The sequence below is a fragment of the Novipirellula galeiformis genome, assembly GCF_007860095.1.
Taxonomy (GTDB): Bacteria; Planctomycetota; Planctomycetia; order Pirellulales; family Pirellulaceae; genus Novipirellula; species Novipirellula galeiformis.
In genome coordinates, this window is the sequence record NZ_SJPT01000007.1 from 125,937 (window position 1) to 152,085 (window position 26,149).

Genomic DNA, 26,149 nt, shown 5'->3' on the forward strand with positions numbered 1-26,149 from the left:
TCTTTGCTACGCTGAATCGGGGGTCAAAGACGATTGAATCGAGGACGCAAAGGGCGTTCCAGCGGCGACGTCTCGATTGGGAGTGTCGCTGGGATTGTCGCTGGGATTGTCGTGATCTGGACTGGTTGCCTGCGTGGCAATCGAACTCGGCCCCCCGTTTTCGAAATCAGCCCCGTATTCGAGATCAGCCAAATTGGACATCGGCGCCCTGGTATCGACTGGACGGGCACCTTCGCCGGGCGGTCGCCGCACCTGCACCATCGCCGAGTATCCCGGTTCACGTGAGCGCGGTTTTGCTTCCTGTGAATCACTCGACGTTTGCCGCAGCCTCGGTTACTAAGTCGAACATGGTCGGCCAAACAGGGCCGCCAAACAGGGCCGCCAAGCAGGGCCGCCAAGCAGGGCCGATCAACTCGAGAGTAGACTGACCTCGGTCCCAGCGAAGTCGGATCGTTGATCTCGATAAAGCGACTTCACTGATACGTGCGATGGAGTCGCAAGATTCCACCGCGTTCCGCTGCGGCTAGCACGCAAGGCAACTTAATCGACTAACAAATGCACGATAGTGTTGCATGCCGCCCCGCAATGACTAACAATGGGTCCTTGAGACGAGCGGGGGATTACTTAACCGATAACGTCCCACGCATCCCACCTGAGCGAATACCTACCTCGACTGATGGCTCCACTACGCCGTGGTGTCGTAAGTTCACCCGCTTGCTGCTGTAGCAAATACAGACAGCGATCAACGAAAGCTGGAGTTGCTGATGCTTGCTCTCCGTTCGAGTCATTCCCCATGCTACGGCATGGATCGCCGAGGATTTTTGCGAGTCGGCGCGGCGGGCGTGGTCGGAACGACGCTCCCCGGTCTTGCGGCAACGGCCAATGACAGCCCTACTTCTCGCGAAGGCTTTGGTCGCGCTAAGTCGGTTTTGATCGTGATGCTTAGCGGAGGGCCAAGTCAACTCGATATGCTCGACCCGAAACCGGAAGCGCCCGAGGAAGTCCGTGGCGAATTTTCTCCCATCCCGACGACGATTCCGGGGGTGAACGTCTGCGAGCACTTGCCAAAGTTGGCTCAGCAAACCGATCGCTGGTCATTGGTACGCACTCTGGCGCACCGAGAACACAACCATTTGTTGGCGACTCACGTCGCATTGACCGGACGCCCCACTCCGCTACCACGCGGCGGATCCGATTTGGATCGAGTGGAAACTCGCAACGACTTCCCCAATTTCGCAGCAGCGCTCGATTTTGTGCGGCCCCGAACGGACGGGATTCCGACGGGAGTGTCGCTGCCCAACTACATGATCGAAGGACCGTTGACATGGCCTGGGCAACACGCCGGCTTTCTCGGCCCGAAACATGATCCGTGGCAAATCCAAGGAGACCCCAATGACAAAGATTTCCGTATGCAAGCCCTGGCGATGCGCGACGGCATGTCCCCGGCTCGCCTGCAATCGCGAAGACAGTTGCTAGACGAGTTGAATCACGGTCGCAGTGCAATGCCTGGGGTGGAGACCGATTCGCTGCGTGACCAACAACAAATTGCATTCAACTTGCTGACCTCGGGCAAAATGACTCAAGCGTTCGAGATCAGTCTGGAGTCCGATGAAACTCGCGATCGCTATGGACGCAACAAATTTGGTCAATCGTTGCTAATGTCGCGTCGCATGATCGAAGCCGGAGTTCCGATCGTGCAAGCGACCATGGGGATCGTGCAAACATGGGACACGCACACGGATAACTGGGGCAAACTAAAAAACACCCTGCTGCCTTGGTTGGACCAGGGGTTGGCGGCGTTAACCGATGACTTAACGGCATCGGGATTGATGGACCAAACACTGGTGATCGTGATGGGCGAGTTTGGACGAACCCCCAAGGTCTCGACATTGCCCGGCCAGACTCTTCCTGGTCGAGACCATTGGGCTCACGCCTACTCCGGCATGTTTGCGGGAGCCGGAGTCAGAGGCGGACAGGTGGTTGGGCAAACCGATGCTCAAGCGGCTTATCCGGTAACGCGATCATGGTCGCCTGCGGATATTTGTAGCACGGTATTCAACTCGTTGGGGGTCGATCCTGAAGTTCGGATCAACGATCTGCTTGATCGCCCGCATCACCTGCTCAACGGAACTGTAATATCACCTCTCTATACGGGGCGAGCGACATGAGTCGAAACGGATGTAGTGGCAAGTCAGGACATTGGGGCCACGAAGGCGTCTCGCGCCGCCAGGCATTGCAGGTAGGAGCGATCGGGATTCTCGGTCTTGGCACCAATCACCTAACCGGATTACGTGAGGCGTATGCCGCTAACGGGGTCACGCCCCATGGAAAAGCCAAGTCGTGCATCTTCATTTTCCTCTCCGGCGGGCTGGCTCAACACGAGAGCTTTGATATGAAACCGGAGGCGCCAGAGAACATTCGTGGCGAATTCCGTCCCGCAGCGACCAAAACACCAGGCTTGCAAATCTGTGAACACTTGCCGATGCTCGCCGAGCGCAGCAATTCCTGGGCGCTATGCCGATCGTTAACGCACAATATCAACGAACATTCCGCAGCCCACCACGTGATGCTGACCGGCCACTCCGAATTGCCGACCGGTTTCAGTCCCAACACCCCGAGTCGAACCGACCGCGCTTCGATCGCCGCGATTGCGGGCTACGCAACTCAGGCTCGCAACAATTTACCCACTTCCGTGGTTTTGCCCGAGCGGTTAGTGCATTCGAGTGGGCGAATCGTTCCCGGCCAACACGCCGGCAACATGGGGTCACAACATGATCCGTGGATGATCGAGGCCTCTCCGTTTCACAGCACGTCGTATGGAGCCTTTCCCGAATATCATTTCGACCATCAAGATCGCGGCAAACCCGATGACCGCTTGTTCGAAGCTCCACAACTCTCGCTTCCCGAGGGGCTGGGAATGCGAGACATCAATGGACGTTTAGCGTTATTGGAAACGTTGAAACATCAGCGTCAGCAATTAGCTCAGTACGAGAAGGTCGCCAATTTTGATCGTCTGCGTCAGGGCGCAGTCTCGCTGATGACCCAATCGTCGGTTCACGAAGCGTTAAACGTGACTCAAGCGGATGAAAAATCTCTTGAACGTTACGGTCGCAATTCGTTCGGTTGGTCGTTGTTGATGGCGCGACGGTTGGTGACCGCAGGAGTCAATCTGATTCAGGTCAATTTGGGCAACGACGAAACGTGGGACACTCATGGGAATGCATTTCCGCACCTGAAAAACAATCTATTTCCACCGACCGACCGAGCCCTTTCGGCGCTGCTAGACGATTTGCAATCGACGGGCGAGTTGGACGAAACGTTGATCGTGGTAGCGGGCGAATTCGGCCGTACGCCACAGATCACGTTGCTCGAAAAACATTACAAACAACCTGGCCGCGATCACTGGGGCGCGGCCCAATCGGTGTTGTTCGCAGGCGGCGGGATTAAGGGAGGTAATGTCGTCGGAAAAACCGATGCACATGGAGCCTACCCTGCGGAGCAACCGGTCAAGCCCGAGAACTTCGCTGCAACGATTTACAACGCCTTAGGGATTCCCGCCACCGCCGCCTGGCTCGACGCTCAAGACAGACCGCATCACATCTACGATGGCGAACCCATCGCCGGCCTGAGTTAACCGCGAGAAAGAGTGAACGTCGAGAGGGGCAAAATGCCCGTTTCTGGTTACGCAGACGCCTTCCCAAGCCATCCTCCTTCCATCAGACCCGCCATGCGTTTTCATACCTTTGCAATTTGTGTAACACTGGTGATTGCCGCGCCAAAACTCAACGCGCAAAGCATCACCTCGATCCAGCCGCGAAGTTGCAAGCCGGGGCAAACAGCGAAATTGATCGTGCATGGTAAAGAGCTTAACGATTCGCTGAAGTTCTTAACGAGCTCGAGCGACATTCAAACGCGAATCGAAAGTATCGAGGCGACGCAAGCGGTGATCGAATTGACCTTGGCTGCCGACACGCCCTTGGGTCCGTTTGGATTGTCAATCGCCGGGGGAAATGGGCCGTTGATGCAAGCGACGTTGTTGGCGGACGATTTAGAGGTCGTGCAAGACAATGGCAACAACCACTCTGAGGAAACCGCACAACCGATCACGTTGTTATCGTCCGTCGAAGGAACTTGCGAAGCCGGGAAAAGTGATTTTTACAAAATCAATGTCAGCGAAGGCCAACGTGTTGCCTTCGAAATCCTCACTCAACCGCTGCAATCCGCAATGGATCCGGTCGTCCGCATTCTCGCTGCCGATGGCCAAACGCTGCATTTAGATGACGATGGACCGGTGGGCCCGGACCCTCGCTTCAGTCATCGTTTTGCGACCGCAGGCGATTATTGGATCGAGGTGCACGACAACCGCCACACCGCGACGGGAATCTACCAGCTACGAGTTGGAGACTTCCCCGTCGTTAGCCATGCCTATCCGTTGGCGATCCAGGCGGGCCAGACCACGCCGATCGAGGTGGTCGGCACCGATAGCGAAGGAATGTCCCCGCGTGACTTCAGCATGCCCGCCGAGGCGATCGGGCATGTGAACGTGAACGCAAAAATGAAAGACGGAAAATCGTCGGCTTGGGTGCCGGTTGCGGTCAGCAAGCATCCGCAAGTGATTGAAGCCAATGCAACGCAACCGCTCGCGATTCCGGTGGGGGTTAGCGGGGGTTTAACGCACCCCGGCGAAGTCGACTCCTATCAATTGATTGGCAAAAAGGGGGAACTCGTTCGCATCCAATCCCAAACGCGAAGCCTTGGCTGCGCAACGCTGTTAAAGATGCAGTTGTTCAATGCCGCCGGAGCGATGCTTGCCGAGACCAAAGTAACCGACAGCGACGAGTGGAGTTTGGATTTCACATTCCCCGAGGCGGGCGACTACCGACTCGATGTCGCTGACCTACTCAAACGCGGTGGACCGGGCTTTGGCTACGCCATCGAAGTCGCCTCGGCAGGGTCCTTCTCGGTGGCACTCAAAGCGGATGTGAAAGGGCGTCAGGAATTCGCCATCGAGCCCGATCATGGTGCTTGTGCGATCGACTTGACCATTGCGAGATTTGGTTACGAGGGTGAAATCGAGTTGTCGCTCGCCGAGCCGGTCGAGGGTTTACGAATTCTCAATCCCCGGATCGCTGCAAAGGTCGCGGAGTCGCGTGTGTACCTTGCTTCGGATACCAAGTGGACCGCTGGCAACCTCGCCAACGTGCGATTGCGTGCGACAGCGGTGGGCCAGCCCGAGAATTACTGCATCGTTGACAGCCGATCACTGCACCGGATCAAATCGCCCTCCATCCTTCGCCCGCTGAGTTGGAACGATGGGGCGATCTTCCTTGCGAGTGCCGCAAAGACGGAATCCCCCTTTGCGTTACAGACCGCTGCGCCGATCCAATTGGCGCGTCCCTTGAAAACCCACACCGCGACCTTGACGCTCCAGCGTGTGAACGAAGGTTTCAAAGATGCCGTCGTGTTGCTCGGCAATGCCTTGCCAAGTGGGTGGAGTGTTGCCGCCACCGCGGAAAAAGACACGCTCACAGCCACACTGACCGACGCAAACGCTGAGTCGTCCGCCGTCGCTGAACTGCCGCTTCTCGTATTCGGCGAGTTTAATGGTCGTGGACGGATCGAAACCTATCCGTTGGCGGTGCAGTGGATTGATCCGGTGGGGGTCTCGCTTGAGTTTCCTGAGCCGCTTGTCCGTGGGGGCCGAGCGAAAGTACGAGCGAAGATCGTTCGACAGGGCAAGGATCCTCAACCGATCACATTGAACTTTGCGCCAGCGGTCGCAGGCGTGACAGGACCGGAATCGATCGCCGTCGCTGCGGACCAAACGCAAGTGGAGTTCGAGTTGGCATTCTCGGCGGATGTGGCAGACGACACCCGCCTGAGTCTCACTGCGACGACCACGTTCGGAGGTCAAAACGTTTCGGTCTCGTCGGAGCCCACTCCGCTACCGATCATCGACAGCCCCGTGGCGTTGACGGTTTATCCGCAGCAAGTGGAGCTCGACGGTCGGCGTAGTCAACAACGGATTGCCGTGACGGGATTGGACGCGAATCAGTCGTCACGTGATTGGACCCGTTTCGCCCGAATGACCTCCGCGGACCCCGCGATTGCAGAAGTGGTCGCAGGGGTAATCCTCCCTAAAGCGGATGGCAAAACCGAGATACTCGTCGAAGTGGGGTCGATACATCAACGGATTGCAGTGGTGGTTCAGCAGATGGCGGTTGAGCGCCCCATCGCCTTCGAAACCGAGTTGCTCGTCGCCCTCTCAAAACAAGGATGCAACTCCGGAGCGTGCCATGGTTCGCCGAGCGGGAAAGGTGGTTTTCGCTTGTCGCTACGGGCATTCGACCAGAAGCTTGACGAATTAACGCTGGTGCGTGAGGACTTTGGTCGCCGCACCAACTCGCTGGATCCGCAACAGAGTCTATTGTTGCTAAAGCCGCTGATGAAAGTTGCCCACGGTGGCGGTAAACAGTTACACAAAGAGGATGCTGCGTATCAGGTCATTCTCGATTGGATCGCCGGCGGTGCTCAACTCGATCCCGAGGGCACGCCACGAGTCGTGCGGTTGGAGGTGTTTCCAAACCAGAAACAAATATTGAGAGTCACCGATGGCGGACAACAACTGGCCGTGACCGCACACTTCGCGGACGGTACTAGACGTGATGTGACCAAGTTAGTGGCCTACGAAACCTCCGATACAAACGTGGCCACGATTGATGTCCATGGCTTTGTGACCCCTCACGATCGCGGCGAGATCGCCGTTTTAGTTCGCTTTTTGGAGCATATCGAGACGTTACCGCTGATGTTCATTGAACCCAGCGATGCGTTCCAGTGGAAGTCCCCCCCCGCGAACAACTACATCGATGAACTCGTCAACGCGAAGCTAAAACAGTTGCAGTATTTACCGTCCGAGACCTGCAGCGATGCTGAATTTATCCGACGTACCAGTTTGGACGTGATCGGTATTCTGCCAACGGTGGAGCAAACCCAGGCGTTCCTGGCCGACGAGAGTGCAGACAAACGGGCCAAATGGGTCGACGCGTTGTTGGAGCGAGAGGAATACGCCAAGTTCTGGACGCTCAAATGGGGCGATTTGCTGCGGATGACGAGTAAGTTGGTGGGGGACGATGGAGTCTACAAATACCATCGCTGGGTCGAGCAATCGCTTCGTGACAACATGCCATACGATGAATTCGCGAAGCAATTATTGACCGGTAGCGGCAGCACCCTTGCCAACCCGCCTGCGAATTTCTATCGCACGGCGACCGATATGAACGAGTGTGTCGAGACAATTTCACAGGTCTTCTTGGGAGCACGGTTGCAATGTGCGAAGTGCCATAACCATCCATTCGAACGATGGACGCAAGACAACTATTACGGACTTGGTGCCTTTTTTAACCGTGTCCAACGACGCAACACCGAGCGTCCCGGTGAGATGTTCGTGTACACCGGCTTCGAAGGAGATGTGATTCAGCCACGCACCGGCGCGGTGATGGCCCCGTGGTTGCCGCAGGTCGGTAGCATCGAAGCCAACAACGATGAAGATCGTCGGATTGCCTTTGCTCAATGGTTGACCGAACCGAGCAATCCTTACTTTGCTCGCATCGAGGCCAATCGCATTTGGAGCCAACTTTTTGCACGCGGCATTGTCGATCCGATCGATGACTTTCGCGATTCCAATCCTCCCACCAATGCGCCGCTGTTGGACGCATTGGCCAAGGACTTTGTCGAAAGCGGTTACGACCGCAAACACTTGTTGCGAGTGATCTTGGGAAGTCGCACGTACCAGGCCAGCTATTTGGCGAATTCGTTCAATGAATCGGACGACCAATACTTTTCGCATCAGCAACCGCGGCTGCTGAGTGCCGAGCAGTTGCTCGACGCGATCAACCAAACGCTTGGCTTGAGCCAAACGTTTGGAAGTTTGCCGGCGGGAACGTTGGCGACCCAATTGCCGGCACCCGATGTTGTCAAAGTCGATTTCTTAAAAACATTTGGTCAACCCGAGCGAAGCACCGTGTGCGCGTGCGAGCGAAGTGATGATTCGAATCTCGGAATGGCGATTGAATTGTTCAATGGCCCGATGATGCACGGCAAACTACGTGACGAGGCGAATCGCTTCCGGACGCTGATCGCCGATGGAAAAAGTGTCAAAGAAACGATCGCGACATTGTATTTAGCCGCCGTCTGCCGTCCTCCGTCGGAGTTGGAATTGAAAGTGGCTTTAGAGCACTGTGCCAAAAACGAAGATCCCGCTGCAGGCATCGAAGATGTTTGTTGGGCGTTGTTTAACACCGACGAATTCTTATTCCAGCATTAGTTGACGGTGGATGTTGTCAGACGTGATGCGAATGTTTTGAAGTTGCTTTATTGCCGTTTTCACCAACAAATCATAACCCGATGCGTTAGCGAGGGACCGAGTCCATTGCAAGATTCCCTTGCTAATGCTTCGGGATATGAAAAACTCATTCGCCGCCCAACTCTCTCACCCCAGCTCGCTCATCCCATCTCGCTTCACACGATAAAACTTTATGAGACACATCACATTGCTCGCTTTGCTGCTGCTTGGATCGCCCATCGTGGCAGCGGACTCCGCGGTGAGTTTCCGTAGTGACATTGCGCCGATCTTGCTCGAACATTGCTTAGCGTGTCATGGTGCCAAGAAGGCCGAAGGCGGTTATCGTGTCGACAATTATGACGAGTTACTAAAGCCAGGCGACTCAGGCGAGTTGCCAATCGGTAAAACCAAAGACGAGCCCAGCGAATTGTTACGGCGGCTGACTTGCGATGAATCCGAGCGGATGCCTGCGGAGAGCGAACCGCTTACGGCGGAACAAATCACGCGGTTCAAACAATGGATCGAAAGTGGGGCGGTATTCGATGGCGAAGCAAGTCACACGCCCTTGGATCTCGTCATCCCCTCGCGCACCTATGCCGATCCGCCGCAATCGTATCGCCATGCAATTCCCATTACCGCCACGGCGTTCTCGCCCGATGGAACGCAAATCGTGGCGGCCGGTTATCACGAATTGACGATTTGGGACCCCACTCAAAAGAAGCTTGTTCGCCGAATCAAAAATGTCGGGCAACGCGTGCTCGCCCTCGCGTTCACCCCGGATGGGAAAACATTGGCCGTGGGCTGTGGCGAGCCGGGCAAGAGCGGAGAAGTGCGGTTGCTCGACTTTGCCAGCGGGGAAATTAAAAATGTGATCGCACGAACAACCGATGTGGTGCTCGATGTGGCGTTTCGCCCCCACAGCGATGAACTCGCGGTAGCCTCTGCCGACAGCATGATTCGTATCTACAACACCCAATCGCTCGAAGAAATCCGCGTCATCGCCAGCCATGCCGACTGGGTCACCGCCGTCGCCTGGAGTGACGATGGGAACCGTTTGGCGTCGGCCAGTCGTGATAAGTCAGTCAAGGTCTACGATGGCACCACGGCGGAGTTACTGGCGACGTACCTGGGGCACGGGGCCGCGGTGCGGGGAGTGGCGTTCTTGGCCGATGGCAAACAAGTCATCTCCAGCGGCGGCGATAACAAACTGCATCGCTGGAATATCGAAGGGGCTAAGAAGGTCGCGGAAATCGGCTTCGGTGGCGAAGCGTTTAAGCTGATTCGAGGCGACAATTTTGTACTCGTGCCCTGTGCGGATAAACGCTTGCTACGTATCGACCTAGGCAACAACACCATTGCTCAGGAGTTCAAGGGGCATACCGACTGGGTCATCTCAGCAGCCCTCAAACCCACGGAGGCGGAACCGCAAGTGGTCAGCGGCTCGCTCAATGGCGAGGTCCGACTTTGGAAGCTGGCCGATGGCGTGCTCTTGCAAGCTTGGATCGCCAAACCGTGATCCCGAGCGAATCGAATCCGACCGAGAGCGGCTCGATTCTAGAACGTGGATAAGGCAACCGTTGACGCCCCGTGATCCGAACCGATGGGACTGTTTTGGAGTTGCGTGATTGCAGTTTTCCCCAGCAAACCATCCCCCAAAGCGTCAGCGAGGGACTGAGTCAAGGATGGCATTCCGTCGCTTACGATTTGGATTTTAAAACTCGCCACTTCAAAACAGGGCGGCGGCGGTTACCAACCCGCTGCATCGCCGGAAGTGACCAACCCAACCTTCAACATCATGCCCAAACGAGAAATGAGAACGATGGCGATCAAAGCGTACCGTGTTGGATTTCTGTTTATTTTGTTGGTGTCGCCCGCCGCCAATCAAGCCGCAGCGGAGCAACCCGTCCGACTGAGCGTGCTCAGCTACAATATTCACCACGGTGAAGGGATCGATGGCAAACTCGATCTGCAGCGGATTGCCGGTGTGATTAAGTCGGTCGATCCCGATCTGGTGGCGTTGCAAGAGGTCGACAAGAAGGTGAAACGAAGTGATTCGGTCGATCAACCCGCTGAATTGGCACGGATAGTGGAAATGCAGGTCGTGTTCGCTGCCAATATTGAATTACAAGGAGGGCATTACGGCAACGCGGTGCTGTCACGGTATCCGATCGTACACCATCACAATCATTTGCTTCCCCGTGTCGACAATGGAGAACAACGCGGCTTGATTGAAGCGGAAATCCAAGTTCCGCGTCTGAACGCCCCGCTGCTGTTGTTGGCAACCCATTTGGACCACCGCCCTAACGATCGTGAGCGAATCGCATCGACGGCAGTGATCAACCAACGCGTTAGCAACCAAGTTCAGCGACTGGCCCTCTTGGCGGGCGACATGAACGCGGTTCCTGAGAGCAAAGTGCTTGCCGAAATCGGGACAAAATGGATGTCGGCTAACAGCGTACCGCAGCCCACCGTGCCGGTTGGAAAACCGGTGAAGCAGATTGACTACATTCTTGCTCATCCCCGAGATCGCTGGAAAGTCGTCGAATTCAAAGTCCTCGATGAAGCGGTCGCATCAGATCATCGAGCCGTCTTTTCCGTACTAGAACTGCTGCCCCAGCAAACGAGATAGCCGCGTCGGCGTCCGTCGCGACGCCCAACCTCCGTTGGCATCAGAATGAATCGAGCAGAACGCTACTGATGGCCCGAAGCACTTGTCTCTGATCACCTCGCTTGAAGCTGGTGGCAAGCGTTGAACCGCACGGGGCAATGACTCGTCCTACGATGCCTTGTCCTACGATGACTCGTCAATCCAATGCAATGCATTGCCGATTCACAGGCAACTCATCGCACAAGTTTCTCGCTCGGCGTTCGGATTTACGAAACCATGACGTTGCCCATTCCGTAGCAACGGGCGTAGTTCGTTCTTCCGGATCGCTTGCGATCGGATCGAAACGATTGCAACTCCCGCTGCATCGTTGATCACGCTTCGAATTGTGGGCGAAACGAGCACGGTCGCGATCGCGTGTTTGGCTACCGAATTGAAGCGTCGGAGCGAGTTCGGTTAAGCAAGACCGCTTGTTGCGAACGAATCGTTGCACAAGTAGCACCACGCTGGTTGCGCATTGCTGCCTCCCCATGCAGAGGTGGAAAGCCACTCCGATGTAACTAATCGCAAATTTTTTGCGTACTTTTTGCGCAACTTTAGGTGAACACAATAGTGAACGTCACTGGCAACTGATTTTTCACGCCTACAATTAAAGCAGTCAGTTTTAACGACCCACTTTACTCACAAACAGTTCAATATCGATGAGTGCTAATCGAAACATCACACGGATTGACCGTGAAACGTCTGGAGGGTTTCTTGTTCGCTTGATGCGAAAGGGAAAGAAGCACACCAAATTCTTCGCTGACAACGAATATGGCGGAAAACGCAAGGCATTGGCTGAAGCCAAGAAGTTCCGCGATGACTTGGAAGGCAAGCTAAAGGGGTACACACCTCAACAATTGTCCAAAATTGTTCGCTCGAACAACACATCGGGTGTCGTTGGGGTTCGGCTTGTCGAAGAGGTTGATGCGCGTTGGCCCTCCAAACCGACCTACCAATATTGGGTCGCTCAGTGGAGCCCCAAGAAAGGCGTGCGTAAGACGCAACGTTTTTCCGTCGAGAAGTATGGCAACGACGAAGCCTACAAGCTTGCTGTGAAGGCGCGAAAGAAAGGCGTTGCAAGCATGAAGCCATAGGGCTTGGAACGCTTGCACTCGCTGCTTCCCAAAGACCTGTCGTCGCCGACGACAGCTAGAGTTGCCATGCTTTCTAGGGGCATTAGAGCATGGGCCAACCCGAGGGGGAGAGGCTGAAGATTCAGCAGTAACACGGGCGAAATCAACGCCCAAAAGCGGCTCCCGACGGCACCCCATCCGGGTGCCTCGTGGAACCCAGACAGCCAATTCAGGTCATTGTCTTCTTTTCCGCATGGGCAAAATGCGTCTCCGCAGGGGCAAATACGTCACCACATGGGCAAAATGTGCGACGTGAATGAGATGATGTGGGCCGGATAGGGTCCTTTTAGGCCCCGTTTTTGCCAAGACTCCCATTTTGCTATTATATTCAATGGATATCCCATGGATAATTGAGTCTTACCCTAGGGGGAAGCGTCGAGGTGCAGTGGTGAACGCGCCGCGCTTCTCATGATTAGCATCGTGCCTGCGATGTCTAGGCGTCCCTTCTTTGCTGCCGCTGCTTTTGTGGGCTCGATTTGAATGAGCCGAGCAGCCGAGGGTTCAAAGATCAAGACTCGAGAAACGCATGAGCATGAAGATTCACGGTATCGGAACGGCCTTACCTAGCCATTCCGTCACCCAAGAGATATCCGCTGAAATCGCCAACGAGATTTGCTGCGAGACCGATCAACAGCGTCGTTTGCTTTCGACGTTGTACCGTCGCACGGGAGTGAAGTCACGGCACAGCGTGCTGTTGCAACCGGAAGCCGGTCAAGACGATTCCGTGATGACGGCAACGCCATCGAGTTTGGAGAGAGGATCTTCGCAGCAATCCGAAACCTCGCCGCTGACCGAATCCACGGCATCCTCCGCAACGACCGTGTTGCAACAAGCGAATCAGACTTTTTATTGGCCAGCAAACGATGTGCATGATCGTGGGCCCACCACCGCCCAGCGACTGGAGGCCTACCGTGATCATGGCGAAGGCCTAGCAATCGTCGCGTCCACCAAGGCGTTTGACCAGTGCGATGTTCGCCCTGATGAAATCACTCACTTGATCACGATTTCCTGTACTGGATTTCACGCTCCCGGCGTCGACATCGCCTTGATCCGTGAGCTGGGGCTACCCGCTTCGGTGGCGCGGACGAATGTGGGATTCATGGGCTGCCACGGAGCGATGAATGGACTTCGCGTCGCCAAGGCTTACGCCGATGCCGACCCGCAGGCTCGCGTTTTGGTGGTTGCGCTTGAGCTTTGCAGTTTACATCAACAATACGGCTGGGATCCTCAACGAATCGTTTCGAATTCGTTATTCGCCGATGGAGCCGCTGCGGTAATCGCATCGGGCACGAGCGAGCGCCGGAGCCCTGAGAGTCTCACGCTTTCGAGCAGTTTTTCGGCAATCATTCCCAATTCGGAGGAGATGATGTCGTGGGCGATTGGGGACAATGGCTTTGAAATGTACTTGTCGGCCGAAGTGCCTGACATCATTCGTCGTTCGACTCGGGCCCCCTTGGAAGCTTGGTTGAATCAATCGGGTTTGTCGCTCGCGGAGATTCAATCATGGGCCATTCATCCCGGGGGTCCCAGGATCCTCGATGCATGTGCGGAGTCCTTGTCCTTGGACGAGGCGGATCTTTCAGCCTCGCGCAGCGTGTTGAGCCGGTTCGGAAATATGTCATCCCCAACGGTTCTTTTTGTGCTTCGCGAATTGCTTGACCAGCAACACAAGACGCCAACATTGATGCTCGGGTTTGGCCCCGGTTTGGCCATGGAAGCGGCGTTATTCGAATAACCCGGCAAGAGTTTGCACGCGGGCGACATTAACGCATCCCACGCGACTAGAGTCGTTCACGGATCAAGAATCCGAGAATTGCCCCGACGAGCAGACTAATCGGCACCGCGATTGCCAACGTCAACAGTACCGTCATCAGCGAGTTTCTGCCTTGCTGAGGATTGGCAAGCGTCGTCGATCCGTGCGGTATGGGCGGCGGTGCCGCGTTGCTAAAGTGCCCATCCGATTGGCTGGTCGCCCCCGAGCCTTGGCTCAGAGTTCCCGAGCCATGGCTCAGAGTGCCCGAGCGTTGATTTAAGGTCCCCGAGCGTTGGCTCAAGGTGCCCGAGGCGCTCAAGCCACTCATTTCACCGCTTTCACGCGAAAGCGATGGTTCTTTGGGAGGCGGAGGTGGGGTCCACGAACGTCGATCGATTGGGCGATCGACAAAGTCCATGGCGTTGTTAGACCATGGCTCGAGTCGCTCAACGACTTCCTCGGCCGATTGGATCCGTTTTGCAGGATCCTTTTCCATCATATCGGCAATCACGTCGACGAAGTCTTCGGACAAATCGGGGGAGAACTTCCGCGGATGCCAAGGCGTTTGTTCACAGTGGCGTCGGCACTTCGTACGTGTATCGCCACCCGGAAAAGGGACCTTGCCGGCAACCACGTAGTACAACGTGCAGCCGAGCGAATAGATATCGCTTAACGGCCCAACCTGAGAGGGATTCAAAATTTGTTCAGGGGACAAGTAGTCCGCGGTGCCGACGATTTTACCCGCCCGCGGATCGTCTTCGTTGGACGCGTAACTGTAGGCGGCCAAGCCGATGTCGGAGACCTTTGCCTGGCCATCGGGAGTCACCAAAATATTCCCTGGCTTGACGTCGCGATGGACCAAGCCCAGGTTGTGAGCGTATTGTAACCCCATCGCCGCTTGCGAAATCACCAAGGCGGCATGCTCCATCGTCAAGGGTCCGTTGCTGCGAACCAATCGTCTCAGGTCGGTGCCGGGTACGTACTCGGTGACCAAGTAATCGACCTTTCCATCTTGGCCGGCGTCATAAGCGCGTACCACATAGGGACTGTCCAAGCCAGCTTGCAAACGAATTTCACGCATGAAGGCCAAACGCGACTCGGAGGTCATCTTTTCCAACGGCAACGTCTTCACCGCACACTGGCGTCCCATCACGCTGTGCACCGCTTTGTAAACTTGCCCCATCCCACCTTGGCCGATCCAATCGGTAATCAGATAAGGCCCCAGGTTGAACTTGGTGCGACCGGCACGCAATTGCCTTGCTTGGTATTCGCTGATCACTCCACTTTGGATCAACTCAGCGGCCATGGCGTCATCGTCCGCGCTGCCACCGGTCTCCGAAACGGCTTGAGCGACACGCTTCCATTTCTTTGGCGTGATCAACCCGCTTCGAATCGCAGCCTCTCGAAAATCGAGCATTGGCTTGGAATCACTGCTGCCCATTGGAACGATGTTTCCCATGAAAGGACACGCCTTTATGCATCGAATTGAATCAAAACATCGACCACTTCGTGCCCCGCGACAGCGATTTTCACGAGATCGTGGGTAAACTCCAAACCGGGAGCTTCGGCGTGTGCTGCTAGCTGCTTGTGGAGCGCGTCGGCATCGACGGCAACTCGCTCTCGGAGCTTGACCGCTTGAGAAACGCCTCGACAGAAGCGAACCGTGGCGTTACACGGCTGAGAGCGTGTTTGCACCAATCGCACGATGCCCAACAAGCGTCCTTGGCTGTCTTGAACGCATTGAACGTCCGCGACCAAGATCGTGTTCGGCGCCGCATGAATCAACCAACCACGTGACGCCGCCGATTCGACTCGTTGGACACTCAATTCCGTGGGAACGCTCAACACACTTCGCGCGGCCAACAAAGGACTTGGAACGTCGAACCCGTAATGCAGCGAGAACTCATGCTGCGTCTCCCCTTGGACTTGCAAAAGCGTGTCGAGAAAACGATCCTCGACGCGACGATGGTAGGCCAATCCGGCAGAGGCGACCAAGGTGTGACGCTCGGATTCATCCATCAAGATGCCCAGAGGCGCGACGATGCGCCGGCTGCTGGTGCGGTGCATCTTGTCACGCATGATCACTCGGTAGGAAACCGCTTCGCTGGCAACCGCGGATCGCGCCGCGAAGTAATGTTGCCATGGATTGCCCACCAATTTTGTTAACACGTCGAGCTTGCCGCTGACATGGAGCATCCGACTGCCGCGTTCGATTTGATAATCGATTTCATACGCTCCCACTTTCGCCCCCTGGGGGTCAGACAAGTGCCCGCTTGTGCGAATCACTCCACGCTCGCCTTTTGCCACCATCGTTGTCATTTGATCGCATGTCATCGATGATTCATTCACCGACGATTTCTTCCCCGTCCCCGCGACGGCGACCAAACGCATTGAAAACCGATTGCCACGCGAAGTGCCGCTGTAGGCCCCTTTGATGCCGCCGGACTGAGGATCGATCACCACTTCGAAGAAGGCATTTTGTAACACCCCCTCGTCCGCACACGGTTTCACTCCCGTGCGCAACGCTTCGCGGATTCGTCGCCCCAGCGAGCGTCCGTTGGCAAGCTTCGATGATTCATTGCGAGCGACGGAAAATCCAAACGCAGGAACGTCGACGGTGACGATCGATTGATTGCCGCAACCGTGGGTCGCATAGATATGCTCTTCCTTGGCGGGATTCCCATCCATCGTCACGGTGTAGCGGAGCGGGCAAGGTGTGGAGTTGATCAAACAAACGTTCGATCGACTCTGACTCGCTTTGAGCCCGATGGCGTGAACGACCGCAGGATCGCCCGCAGGACTGGCCGCGTGGGAGTCCACGTTTGTCGCCGAGCCTGATGCCAATGCGATCATCGCTTTCAAATTCGCTTCATTTTGTTTAGCGATCGATTGTTGGGTTTGTTTGACAATCCTCGACAACGAATCCGATTGCCCGTCAGCAACTTGCGACACCAAAGCCATCTCGGCCCCGCTCGCAGCGGCGCTGGACGAGTCATGGTGGTAGGGTTGTTCGCCCGTACGGAAGTAATCGGCAAGATTCCAAAAACGTCCCAACACCAAGCTCCAGGAAGCGACACGGCGGACGTCGCGGTAACTATCGCTTTGGTAACCCGGCCAATGCACGAGCAAACCGGTGGCGATTTCCCCGCTATCGATCGCTTCGCCCAAGCGTGGTCCGAGCGCCAAAAAAGCGGAGTCGCCCGAGGCATCGATTGGTTTTGCCGTTAACGCATGGACTTCCAATCCGCCGCTTTGACGCAACACTTTGGCTTCGTCACCGTAGCCTGTGCCGTTTTCAAAATCGATCGAAATCATCCCGTCGACCCCAAGCGATGCGATCACTTTGGTCATATCCGACGGGGTCGTGCCAGAATATCTCGCGTACACCGGAGGACGCGATCCGATCAACGAGGCCGTTTCATCAAACGCATTGGCGATCGCGTTCTCGGTATCCGAGTACGTCATCGTTTCCAGGCTAACGTCGCCGCCGAGTCCTCCACCGGCCCAGCCCAGCGAAGCGTTGTCCAATCGGTTGCGAAGCAAGCTCCGGTTTTCCTCGCTCGCACTGGCAATCGCTGCCGCCATCGGAGCATCGATCAATACGTTACACGGCGTGCCAAGCACTCCGTTGGAAGCCTCCGACTGACTCGCGGGATGAGAATCAGCGGCGCCATCACCGCCGTTCGTTTTTAACGTCTCAAAGAATGCCTCGAGCGTTGATTTGGAGATCAACGTCAAATCAACTAAGTGGGGATCTGACGAGAAATAGTGGTCACGTTCCTGGGCGAGCGCATCAAAGCAATCGTGGAGGGCTGCGGCACACGCCTCCGCGTCGTCGGCGACAAAGGCATCCGCCGCACTGACCAGTTTGGTTTGGAAATGAATCTCATCGAGATTGCTGGTGTAACGCAGGCGCCGCGTCATGATCTGAGTTTGCAGCATTGCGTAGCCGAGCGCGAAAAAGTCTTCCGCACTGATCGTTCGATGTTCGGTCTGTAGCGATGAAGCAGACTCTAGCAGCCCTAGCGATTGTAGCATTTCGTTTCGGTCCGCACCGCTGATCCACTGGATCGAAGCGTTCTCGCGACACTTCGCCTCAAAACCGTCTGGCAATTCCGCAAGGCTTGGTGTCGGAACGGTAATGACTCGGCTGCCACGCTCGAGCTCGGGGGGACCGTCGGCGCGATACCAGGTGGGCGTTTGCTGCGATGCCGCTACCAACCGGGGGTGCCACAGCACGGTCCAAGCCGCCAGCAAACTGCGGGCATCATCATCCGAAGCGTCCTTGGGGAAATCCTCCAACGTTGAGACGGGGATCAAAATACAACACTCGTCGATGCTCGCCATAACAAACTAAATTTGAGTTAAAGAGGGGTCGTTTCGCTGCGATCACGTTATCTTAGTCCGCAGTTTGGCCAATCGTTGGATCGATTCCTGGGAAGGCGTGGTTGAATCGGGTTCCGTTTCGCTTCCTGCAAGTTGCGTTCGCCTCAATTCTTGCCGAATGCCTGAATTCTTGCCGAATGCCTCGTTTCTTGCCAAACCTATTCTTGCCGGAAGACGCAAGTTGCGACACCGAGCACCGCGAATTTCTGCGTTGGCAATGCGTGCCCGAATCACGGCGTGCGATGAATTGCAGAGCTTACCAAATACCGGGCACGTCAATCGAGCTGGATTGAATCTGCAGCCAATCGGCCCTCCCGCAGCACGGCGTCCCACAGCGACGAGGCGTTTGGAAACTCCAGCGGGAAGATCCGGAGCGTGCCCGAACGGGAGCCTGCGCATGGGAGGCGTCGCACGGCTACCGATTCGACGATGAGGCATCCACGCTGCAAAAATGCAATCGGCTCCCCCTTTCTGCAAACATCCATTGCTGATGGAACACTTGGAATCGTTGAAGACAAGAGATCTCCCCACGATTTCGCGAGCCACTGAGATTTCGCGGGCCACTGAGATTTCGCGGGTGATTTATTCGGTGCGTTAACTCCCGTTGTTCGGCACAACCGACACGACTCGCCCAAACGCCCTAGCCCCTTTCATGGTGCGTGCACACCACCCCAACCAGGTAGTCAAGCTGATTTTCCGAACCGGTTACCACGGCGTTCGCGATGCCCAGCCCCCGATCCACCTGTCGCCCCTTCCTCAGCCCAAAAGAACGCCGCCCCTAAGAACGTTGTCCTAAAAGCGCTTTCCACCACGACGGTGCCCGGTCCACCACGACGGTGCCGGATCGTGTCAATTCGGTCGCGTCAATTCGGTCGCGGTCCCCAAATGTCCCCGAATGTCCACGGGGTGAACGGCGCGAGCGCTGCGGGGGACCAATAATGACGCCGCGGAGTGGCTTGTTCGGGAAACAAAGACGAGAAAACGTCCCGAAACACAGTGCAATACAAACGACGAGCCTTTACAATAGGGAGCGGATGCAAATGCGCAAATTCGCAGCCGCCCTCTCCGATTGACTCGGGACACGTGGCGCTGACCGACACGCGGCTTCGCACTTGTGACGGGGTCGACATCGAGCCACCGCGCATCCTCTTTTTTAAGTTATCCTTTTCTTTGACACTTATCGTCTTCGACGCAATCCACGAGAAAGATTAAATGGCTTCTAGCTCTGGCGTATGGGGAATCGAGATTGGCCAATCGGCGCTCAAAGCGTTGCGTTGTTCGATCGTGGATGATCAGGTGGTCGCCGATGCGTTCGATTTCATTGAATATCCGAAAATCCTGAGCCAACCCGAGGCGGTTCCCGAGGAATTGGTTGCCGACGCAATCACCCAATTGCTCGAACGCAACGATGGTTTCAACGAAAAGGTTGTGATCAGTGTTCCCGGTCAAACCGGTTTGGCAAAGTTTTTCAAACCGCCACCGGTGGAACTGAAGAAAGTTGCGGACATCGTTCGCTACGAAGCGCGCCAACAGATTCCGTTTGATCTGGCCGACGTGATTTGGGACCACCAAATGATGCCGGGCAGCGTGATCGAGGAAGGTTACGCGTTGGAGAGCGAAGTGGGGCTGTTCGCGATGAAACGCGACCAGGTCTACAAGCAGCTACAACCGTTCGTCGATGCCGATATTGAAGTGGACCAAATTCAACTGGCTCCGCTTGCGCTCTACAACATGATTGCGTTTGACCGGCTGCATGAACGCTTGGCGAACGAAGCATTTGATGTCGACAATCCTCCCGATTCGCTTGTCCTGCTTTCGATCGGTACCGATTCGAGCGACTTGATCATCACCAACGGTTTCCGAATCTGGCAACGGAGTATGCCAATCGGAGGCAACCATTTTACGCGTCAATTGACCAAGGATTTGAAGTTAACGTTCGCCAAGGCAGAGCACTTGAAGCGGAACGCACGCGAAGCGGTCGATCCCAAATTGATCTTCCAAACGATGCGTCCGGTGTTCAATGACTTGGTGACCGAAGTCCAGCGATCGATCGGATTTTTCCGCAGCATCGACAAGCAGGCCAACGTGGCTGGGATGGTCGTCGCGGGTAACACGGTCAAAATGCCCGGTTTGGCGGCATATTTGAGCAAGAACCTCGGTTTTGAAGTCGACACCCTCGATCGATTCAATCGCTTGACCGGTGACGATGTGTTGGCGATCCCAACCTTCCGCGATAACGCCCCCACGTTCGCGGTCTGTTACGGGCTTTGTTTGCAAGGACTCGATCTGGCCCAAGTTCACGCCAGTTTGGTCCCTCAGGAAATCTTGACCGAACGAATGATTCGGGCCAAGAAACCTTGGACGCTGGTCGCCGTGGCCGCCTTGTTACTCGGATTGATCGGGCACTATTTCTTGACCGAGAAGAATTGGGAGGTCACTCATCCCGATTTGTGGGACGGGGCGGAAAGCGTGGTCCAGCAAATGTCGAGCTACTCCAATCAACATAAGACCGAGGACCAGAAGCTCGAGGCCAAGTTAACGTTCCTCAATGCCCTCGGCAAAGAGGTCTCCGGAAATGCCGAACGCCGCTTGGTGTGGCTAGAAGCGTTGCGCGCGATCAACGGGATGATCCCTCGCGAAACCTTCCCCGATGGGGAGATGCCCGATGCGAAAAATCGCAAACCCTACGAAGACCGTACGGCGATCCATATCACGCAAGTGGAAACCAAGTACTTCGAAGACCTTGCGACGTGGTACACCGAACCGTTGAAACAACGTTATGAGGAAGAAATCGTCAACTGGGAGGCCATCACGCGGCGCAAGGTTTCCGAGGAAATGAAAAATGCTCCCGGCCCCAGCGGTCCCGGTTGGGTGATTCAATTGACCGGATTTCACTACTACAACAGCCCTCAGCGAAAGGGGCGAGAAGGGAGTAACCATGTGCGCAACCTGATGACCACCAACTTCCTAGAGAAGCCCATCGTGTTGCCCGATGGCGAGGGCAAATTGATTAGCTTTACCCCCCAAGAGTTCGGGCTGTCCTATCCGCTGTTGCTCAACGATGACAAGCCCACGACCGTAACGATCGCCAATCCGGCGTATGACGCCGAAGAAGTGCTCAAGGCCCAAACCGCCATCGCCGAGCGAGATTTCCCCGAAGGCAAAACGCTTTCGGACCTCGAGGAGATTGTTGCTACCGAACCGACGCTGCAAGTGCTCCGACTCGACTTCGATTACCAAGTGGTTTGGCAACCGAATATGTTGACCGACCGAATCGAAGCCAAATTGAAGGCCGAGGAAGAGGCCAGAGAGGCCGCAGAATCCGAGGCGCCCGCGGAAACGCCAGCCGACGATTCGGTAGCAATGGGGTCGCAGTAAGGACTGCTGGCCGCCGCGTTCCCGCTGCACCTTCGCCACACAGCGGATCGATCCACTTGATCGATCCACTTGATCGATCCACTTGATCGATCCAACCCGATTGTCCAAAGTTCGCTGGCGTCGCTCAACATCGCGTCATTTGAACTTTCCTTTTCTTCATCCGCTCTTCGCTACGAAAACAAACCCTCGAGTTTCCAATGGGCCAACTTAAAGAACAACTTGCCGGCGTGTTGCGATACGGATTCTGGATCGGTGTCGGTTTTGTGACGATCGCATCGCTGCTGGTTTGGTTTTTGGCGTCGTCCACTTTGCAAAAGGAGGCGGATGAGCAGCAATCCAAGATCAACACGGCGTTCACGTCCGTTGCTAGTCTGCAAGGCGAGTTGTCATCGCACCCCAATGCGGCTTCGCATGCGAAAATGGAGTCGCTGATCGAGACGCGTGAAAACGAAGTGCTGAAAGCTTGGACCGATATGTATGCCCGTCAACGGAATTTGTTGACTTGGCCCAAAGAGCTTCAGCAAGACTTTGTGGATGAATTCAAGGACCTGATCCCAATTGAGCGTTACGTCCATTTTCCTGCCGAGGAAGGGGAAGAGAAACCGCCCTACATGCTCAACCTCTATCGATACTACATCGGGATGATCCTACCGGAGATCGCGACGATCGCTCGAGCGGAGTGGAAAGCTCCCTTTGACCCGACGTTCAATCCATCGATGGACGATAAATCAGGGATTCGGAACCTCACCAAAAGGCGGATCAATATCTCGGGAACCGAGAACAAACCACTGGTCGAATGGAGCGCCGGTAGCCAGCAGCAATTGTTGGCCGACTTGTTCCCTTGGCGTGGTTCGCGGCCTTCGACGCTGCAGGTCTATTATTCACAGGAAAACGTGTGGATTTTGAAGCAAATGCTGCAAATCATTGACACCGTCAACATCGATGCGAAGGAAGCATTCGAGGCCAAAATCCGTGAAATCAAGACGATCAAAATCGGCCGCTCGGTGCAGTTCAATCCCGCCATTTTGAAGCAAGTCGCCTCGCAAGCCGGCGGCCAGGGAATGGGAATGGGTATGGGTATGGACGGATTCGGTGGTCCTGGGATGGATGGTGGCATGGGAGGAATGGGTGGCATGGATGGAGGCATGGGAGGAATGGGCGGCATGGATGGCGGTATGGGAGGAATGGGGGGCATGGATGGTGGCATGGGTGCCGTCGAAGCCTCCGATCCTGGCGACAACCGTTACGTCGATACCGATTACCTTCCGATCACTGGCTCGGCCCTTCGCGCCGCACTCGATAGCGATTCCCCCGCGGACGTAAACCTGGCGGTTGCCAAACGGGTCCCGGTCATGATGGCGTTGCGAATGGACCAACGCATGGTTCCTCGTTTGCTAGCCGTTTGCGGCAATGCACCGCTGATGATTGAAGTCAAGCAAGTGCGTCTGCTTCCAGTGGGTGGCTCTGCAGTGCCATCCAGCGGTGGTGCCGGAGGCATGGGAGGCATGGATGAGATGGGCGGAATGGGCGTCGGTGGCGGAGCGGATGCTGGCGGATTCGGTGGCCCCGGCATGGGTGGCCCCGGGATGGGAGCCCCCAGCATGGGTGAAGCTGGCATGGATGACGCTGGAATGGGAACCGGGTTCCGAGGCGGAGGGATGAACCGGACCGCCCAAACCCCCGCGATCGAGAATCCCTACGACATTGATGTTGAGGTCTACGGGCTGATTCAGATCTACAACCCACCCGACAAAAAGAAACTTGGCGTTGACCAAGTCACACAAGAAACCGTGGTCGAAGGCCTCATTGGCGATAAACCGACATCGACAACCGAAACGTTGCCGACGCCTGCGACGAGCGAACCGGCAGCGCCCGCGGCCCCAGCCACCCCTGCGACTCCAGCCACTCCCGCTGGGGAGCCCGTGGCTCCAGAAAACGGACCTGCGGCGGTCGATCCGGCCGCAGGACCACCGGGATAGCGAGAATCCCTACGTCGCACGTCGGTCGAAACAGCCGACTTTAGACGTCGCGTGGCTGATCCCAGATTGGCCGCGCTGCGAGACAAAACATGGTGGTCTGCAACAGACCTTGATATATTGCATTAGCGCTTGATTGGTATGTACCACCGACCCCTTCGCGACTGCTCCACTCTTCTTAACGGCTCACTTTCGGGGAACAGACATGGATTCAAACAAAATCAAAGACATGGCCATTCGGCACGTCGAAAAAGTCGTGCTTGGAATCTTTGTCTGCGTCTCTGGATTTCTTGTTTATCAAGCGATGCAGTTGCCTGATTTTACGAAGCAACCCACTCGACTTCGCGATGACGCGAACCGCGTCAAAAACGAGGTGGATGATGATCACACCGACGAGATCATTCCGCTGCGGGAGCTATCGAACTTTGATATTTTGACGCGTACGAAAAAGACGCTCGAAGCGGTCGATCCCGTGCCGACTTACGATCTGGCCGAATGGCAAGAGATCCCTCGCAACGATGCCTTCAAGCGACGGGACCCTCAACTCTACGCGCCGTTGGCATTAAAGATGAGCGGAGTGATCGGCACGATGGCAATTCGCTCCAAGGACGGACAATATGAGTTGGCGGAGCTTGAACCCGCCGATCCCGTGGTCGTCGTGGAGGAGAAAAAAACGCGTCCCAAACGCAAACCCAGACGTTCTCGCCGTGGCGGTGACCCATCAATGGAAGGGATGGGGATGGAAGGGATGGGGATGGAAGATATGGGCCTCGGAGGAGAGATGGCCGGGATGATGGACGGCGCCGAGGGCGGCATGATGGATATGATGGGCGGAATGACGCCCGCGGGACCTCCGGTACGGAGACTCGACCCGCAAGACAATATGTCGATCTATCAGGTTCCGGCATCGTTGTCGGACTTTAAAACCGGCGCTCCCATGAAAGCGGCTCCGATGGTGGCGCGGTTTATCGCGGGCACCGCCGTCATTCCCCACAAAGCGATTTACAACGCCTTTCGTACCGCATTGGCGGATTCCACCAACTACCGGCCTCAAGACCGTGACACTCCCAAGTATTGGAACTTTCAAGTTCAACGGGCGGATGTCACCGACCGACCGGTGGATCAAATCGCCGAAGGGGATTGGGTGGTGCGAAAAGATCGTGTTTTCCACACCCAAGTTGCGGCCGTCGTATGGGCGGGTACCGCCCCTGAGCTCGTGCCCAGTGACTACCGCGATGATTTATTGACGATGTGGATTCCTCCCATGTTGTTGGACGACTACTCGAATTTCGTCTTGCATCCGATGATCCCCATGATCTCGAAACTCGAGCTCGAGTTACAGAACAAACCGATCCTCGAAACGGTCAACCCGTTCGAACGCATCAACGAAGACGGCACCTTCAAAGGGATCGATATCAATCGCACGGATGTCAATTTGAATGCGACCACAGGTAATCCAATGATGCCTGGAATGCGTGACATGGAGGGGATGGCGACCTCTTCGTCTCCTTATGGTTTCGCCGGAGTGGAAGCGAATCCAGTCGAACATAAGTTGATTCGTTTCTACGATTTTGACTATTCGTTTGACAAAGACTCCCCTAAACCTGGACGCAAGTACGTCTATCGGATTCGTGTTTCGGTGAAGGACCCCAACTTCCCCGACAACCCGTTGCTGCAACCGCTTGCTAAAACGTTGCACCCCGAGTCCTACGAACGCGTCAGTGCGTTGCAAGCGAAAGCAGAGAAGGACTACGCTCCTGTGCGAGCACGTGGGGGGCGAGATCCAATCAGCAAGTTCCGCCAATTCGAACGCTGGACGCCATGGAGCGAACCGAGTGACCCGGTTTCATTACCCACCGAAAACACGGTGCTCGCAGGCCCTGTGGTTCCAGCGGCGGTGAAAACAATGAAGTGGCAAGGTCGAAACGTTCCGTTTGCTAAGAACGAGCCGACTGGCAAAATGGTGGTTTCCAAGTTTGATACCGCATTGAAGACGCGAGTGCCAATGCAAATCGAAGCGACCGAGGGAACGGTGCTTAGCAAGACGGCCGATTCTGCCGATGTGATTGACCCACTGACGCTGGAGATCAAAAAGCTCCCGAAAGCAAAAATCACCAATCGAACGACCGTCATCGCACTCGAAGGTGGCAATCCACTGCAGATTGTGACCAACGATGAAATGAAGGAGCCCGGCCAGTACTTGTTGTTCAAGGACAACGGAGAACTTGACGTTTCCGATGAAATCGACGATATGCAACAGTACCGAATCTATTCGTTTGCCGAGGAAAGGGGCGAATAGCAGCGGCCCCGGCTCGCAGATACCCCGGCTCGCTGACACCCGGCTCGCTGACATCCGGGCTCGCTGGCATCCGGGCTCGTTGGCGTCCGGGAGGGCGCCCGCCGAATCCCTGGGGGCGTCTTCACCAGCTCTAGATAGCGTCCGCGGACGCATCGTTGTCCATGCCGCGATCATGGATGATCCTCGCTCGCGGAGGGCGGCATCTTGTCAACGTCTGAGAGTCTCCGATGACGCCC

The 26,149-nt window shown here is 55.9% G+C and carries 13 protein-coding genes; 10 read left to right on the forward strand and 3 right to left on the reverse strand.

Annotated elements, in window-relative coordinates:
* Window positions 1-6: 6 nt before the first annotated feature.
* The gene (locus Pla52o_RS18730) at window positions 7-201 is read right to left on the reverse strand and encodes a hypothetical protein (RefSeq protein ID WP_146596159.1); all 195 of its coding nucleotides are present in this window, start codon (window positions 199-201) and stop codon (window positions 7-9) included.
* Between the two features lie 563 nt (window positions 202-764).
* Between Pla52o_RS18730 and Pla52o_RS18735 the strand changes: the two genes are divergently transcribed.
* The 7 genes from Pla52o_RS18735 (at window position 765) to Pla52o_RS18765 (ending at window position 13,856) form a co-directional block, all read left to right on the forward strand.
* Entirely contained in the window at window positions 765-2,168 is a 1,404-nt protein-coding gene (locus Pla52o_RS18735) for a DUF1501 domain-containing protein (protein ID WP_146596160.1), read from the forward strand.
* Complete coding sequence (locus tag Pla52o_RS18740; RefSeq protein WP_146596161.1) at window positions 2,165-3,634, forward strand: DUF1501 domain-containing protein; 1,470 nt, start codon at window positions 2,165-2,167, stop codon at window positions 3,632-3,634. Before Pla52o_RS18735 ends, Pla52o_RS18740 begins: the two co-directional genes overlap by 4 nt.
* A gap of 93 nt (window positions 3,635-3,727) precedes the next feature.
* On the forward strand, window positions 3,728-8,323 hold the full coding sequence (locus Pla52o_RS18745) for a DUF1549 and DUF1553 domain-containing protein (protein ID WP_197169359.1): 4,596 nt from the start codon (window positions 3,728-3,730) through the stop codon (window positions 8,321-8,323).
* 211 nt (window positions 8,324-8,534) lie between these two features.
* On the forward strand, window positions 8,535-9,857 hold the full coding sequence (locus Pla52o_RS18750) for a WD40 domain-containing protein (protein ID WP_146596163.1): 1,323 nt from the start codon (window positions 8,535-8,537) through the stop codon (window positions 9,855-9,857).
* 279 nt (window positions 9,858-10,136) lie between these two features.
* Entirely contained in the window at window positions 10,137-10,970 is an 834-nt protein-coding gene (locus tag Pla52o_RS18755; RefSeq protein WP_146596164.1) for an endonuclease/exonuclease/phosphatase family protein, read from the forward strand.
* A gap of 677 nt (window positions 10,971-11,647) precedes the next feature.
* On the forward strand, window positions 11,648-12,082 hold the full coding sequence (locus Pla52o_RS18760) for an AP2/ERF family transcription factor (protein WP_146596165.1): 435 nt from the start codon (window positions 11,648-11,650) through the stop codon (window positions 12,080-12,082).
* 565 nt (window positions 12,083-12,647) lie between these two features.
* Window positions 12,648-13,856, forward strand: coding sequence for a type III polyketide synthase (locus tag Pla52o_RS18765; protein WP_146596166.1), 1,209 nt, complete (start codon window positions 12,648-12,650; stop codon window positions 13,854-13,856).
* 46 nt (window positions 13,857-13,902) lie between these two features.
* Here the strand turns inward: Pla52o_RS18765 and Pla52o_RS18770 are convergent, their stop codons facing one another.
* A complete protein-coding gene (locus Pla52o_RS18770; protein ID WP_146596167.1) occupies window positions 13,903-15,333 on the reverse strand; it encodes a serine/threonine protein kinase in 1,431 nt (476 codons plus the stop codon).
* 14 nt (window positions 15,334-15,347) lie between these two features.
* Complete coding sequence (locus tag Pla52o_RS18775) at window positions 15,348-18,221, reverse strand: hypothetical protein (protein WP_146596168.1); 2,874 nt, start codon at window positions 18,219-18,221, stop codon at window positions 15,348-15,350.
* A gap of 1,251 nt (window positions 18,222-19,472) precedes the next feature.
* On the opposite strand from Pla52o_RS18775, the gene pilM reads away from it, so the two are divergent.
* The 3 genes from pilM (at window position 19,473) to Pla52o_RS18790 (ending at window position 25,913) form a co-directional block, all read left to right on the forward strand.
* The gene (pilM, locus tag Pla52o_RS18780; protein ID WP_146596169.1) at window positions 19,473-21,638 is read left to right on the forward strand and encodes a type IV pilus assembly protein PilM; all 2,166 of its coding nucleotides are present in this window, start codon (window positions 19,473-19,475) and stop codon (window positions 21,636-21,638) included.
* A 197-nt stretch (window positions 21,639-21,835) separates the two neighbouring features.
* The gene (locus Pla52o_RS18785; RefSeq protein ID WP_146596170.1) at window positions 21,836-23,617 is read left to right on the forward strand and encodes a hypothetical protein; all 1,782 of its coding nucleotides are present in this window, start codon (window positions 21,836-21,838) and stop codon (window positions 23,615-23,617) included.
* 202 nt (window positions 23,618-23,819) lie between these two features.
* Complete coding sequence (locus Pla52o_RS18790) at window positions 23,820-25,913, forward strand: hypothetical protein (RefSeq protein ID WP_146596171.1); 2,094 nt, start codon at window positions 23,820-23,822, stop codon at window positions 25,911-25,913.
* The last annotated feature ends 236 nt before the right edge of the window (window positions 25,914-26,149 follow it).

Bases quoted from the DNA above. Each gene is read 5' to 3' on its own strand.
- Pla52o_RS18730 (WP_146596159.1), bottom strand. From the start codon at position 201: ATGTCCAATTTGGCTGATCTCGAATACGGGGCTGATTTCGAAAACGGG.
- Pla52o_RS18735 (WP_146596160.1), top strand. From the start codon at position 765: ATGCTTGCTCTCCGTTCGAGTCATTCCCCATGCTACGGCATGGATCGC.
- Pla52o_RS18740 (WP_146596161.1), top strand. From the start codon at position 2,165: ATGAGTCGAAACGGATGTAGTGGCAAGTCAGGACATTGGGGCCACGAA.
- Pla52o_RS18745 (WP_197169359.1), top strand. From the start codon at position 3,728: ATGCGTTTTCATACCTTTGCAATTTGTGTAACACTGGTGATTGCCGCG.
- Pla52o_RS18750 (WP_146596163.1), top strand. From the start codon at position 8,535: ATGAGACACATCACATTGCTCGCTTTGCTGCTGCTTGGATCGCCCATC.
- Pla52o_RS18755 (WP_146596164.1), top strand. From the start codon at position 10,137: ATGCCCAAACGAGAAATGAGAACGATGGCGATCAAAGCGTACCGTGTT.
- Pla52o_RS18760 (WP_146596165.1), top strand. From the start codon at position 11,648: ATGAGTGCTAATCGAAACATCACACGGATTGACCGTGAAACGTCTGGA.
- Pla52o_RS18765 (WP_146596166.1), top strand. From the start codon at position 12,648: ATGAGCATGAAGATTCACGGTATCGGAACGGCCTTACCTAGCCATTCC.
- Pla52o_RS18770 (WP_146596167.1), bottom strand. From the start codon at position 15,333: ATGGGAAACATCGTTCCAATGGGCAGCAGTGATTCCAAGCCAATGCTC.
- Pla52o_RS18775 (WP_146596168.1), bottom strand. From the start codon at position 18,221: ATGGCGAGCATCGACGAGTGTTGTATTTTGATCCCCGTCTCAACGTTG.
- pilM (WP_146596169.1), top strand. From the start codon at position 19,473: ATGGCTTCTAGCTCTGGCGTATGGGGAATCGAGATTGGCCAATCGGCG.
- Pla52o_RS18785 (WP_146596170.1), top strand. From the start codon at position 21,836: ATGGGCCAACTTAAAGAACAACTTGCCGGCGTGTTGCGATACGGATTC.
- Pla52o_RS18790 (WP_146596171.1), top strand. From the start codon at position 23,820: ATGGATTCAAACAAAATCAAAGACATGGCCATTCGGCACGTCGAAAAA.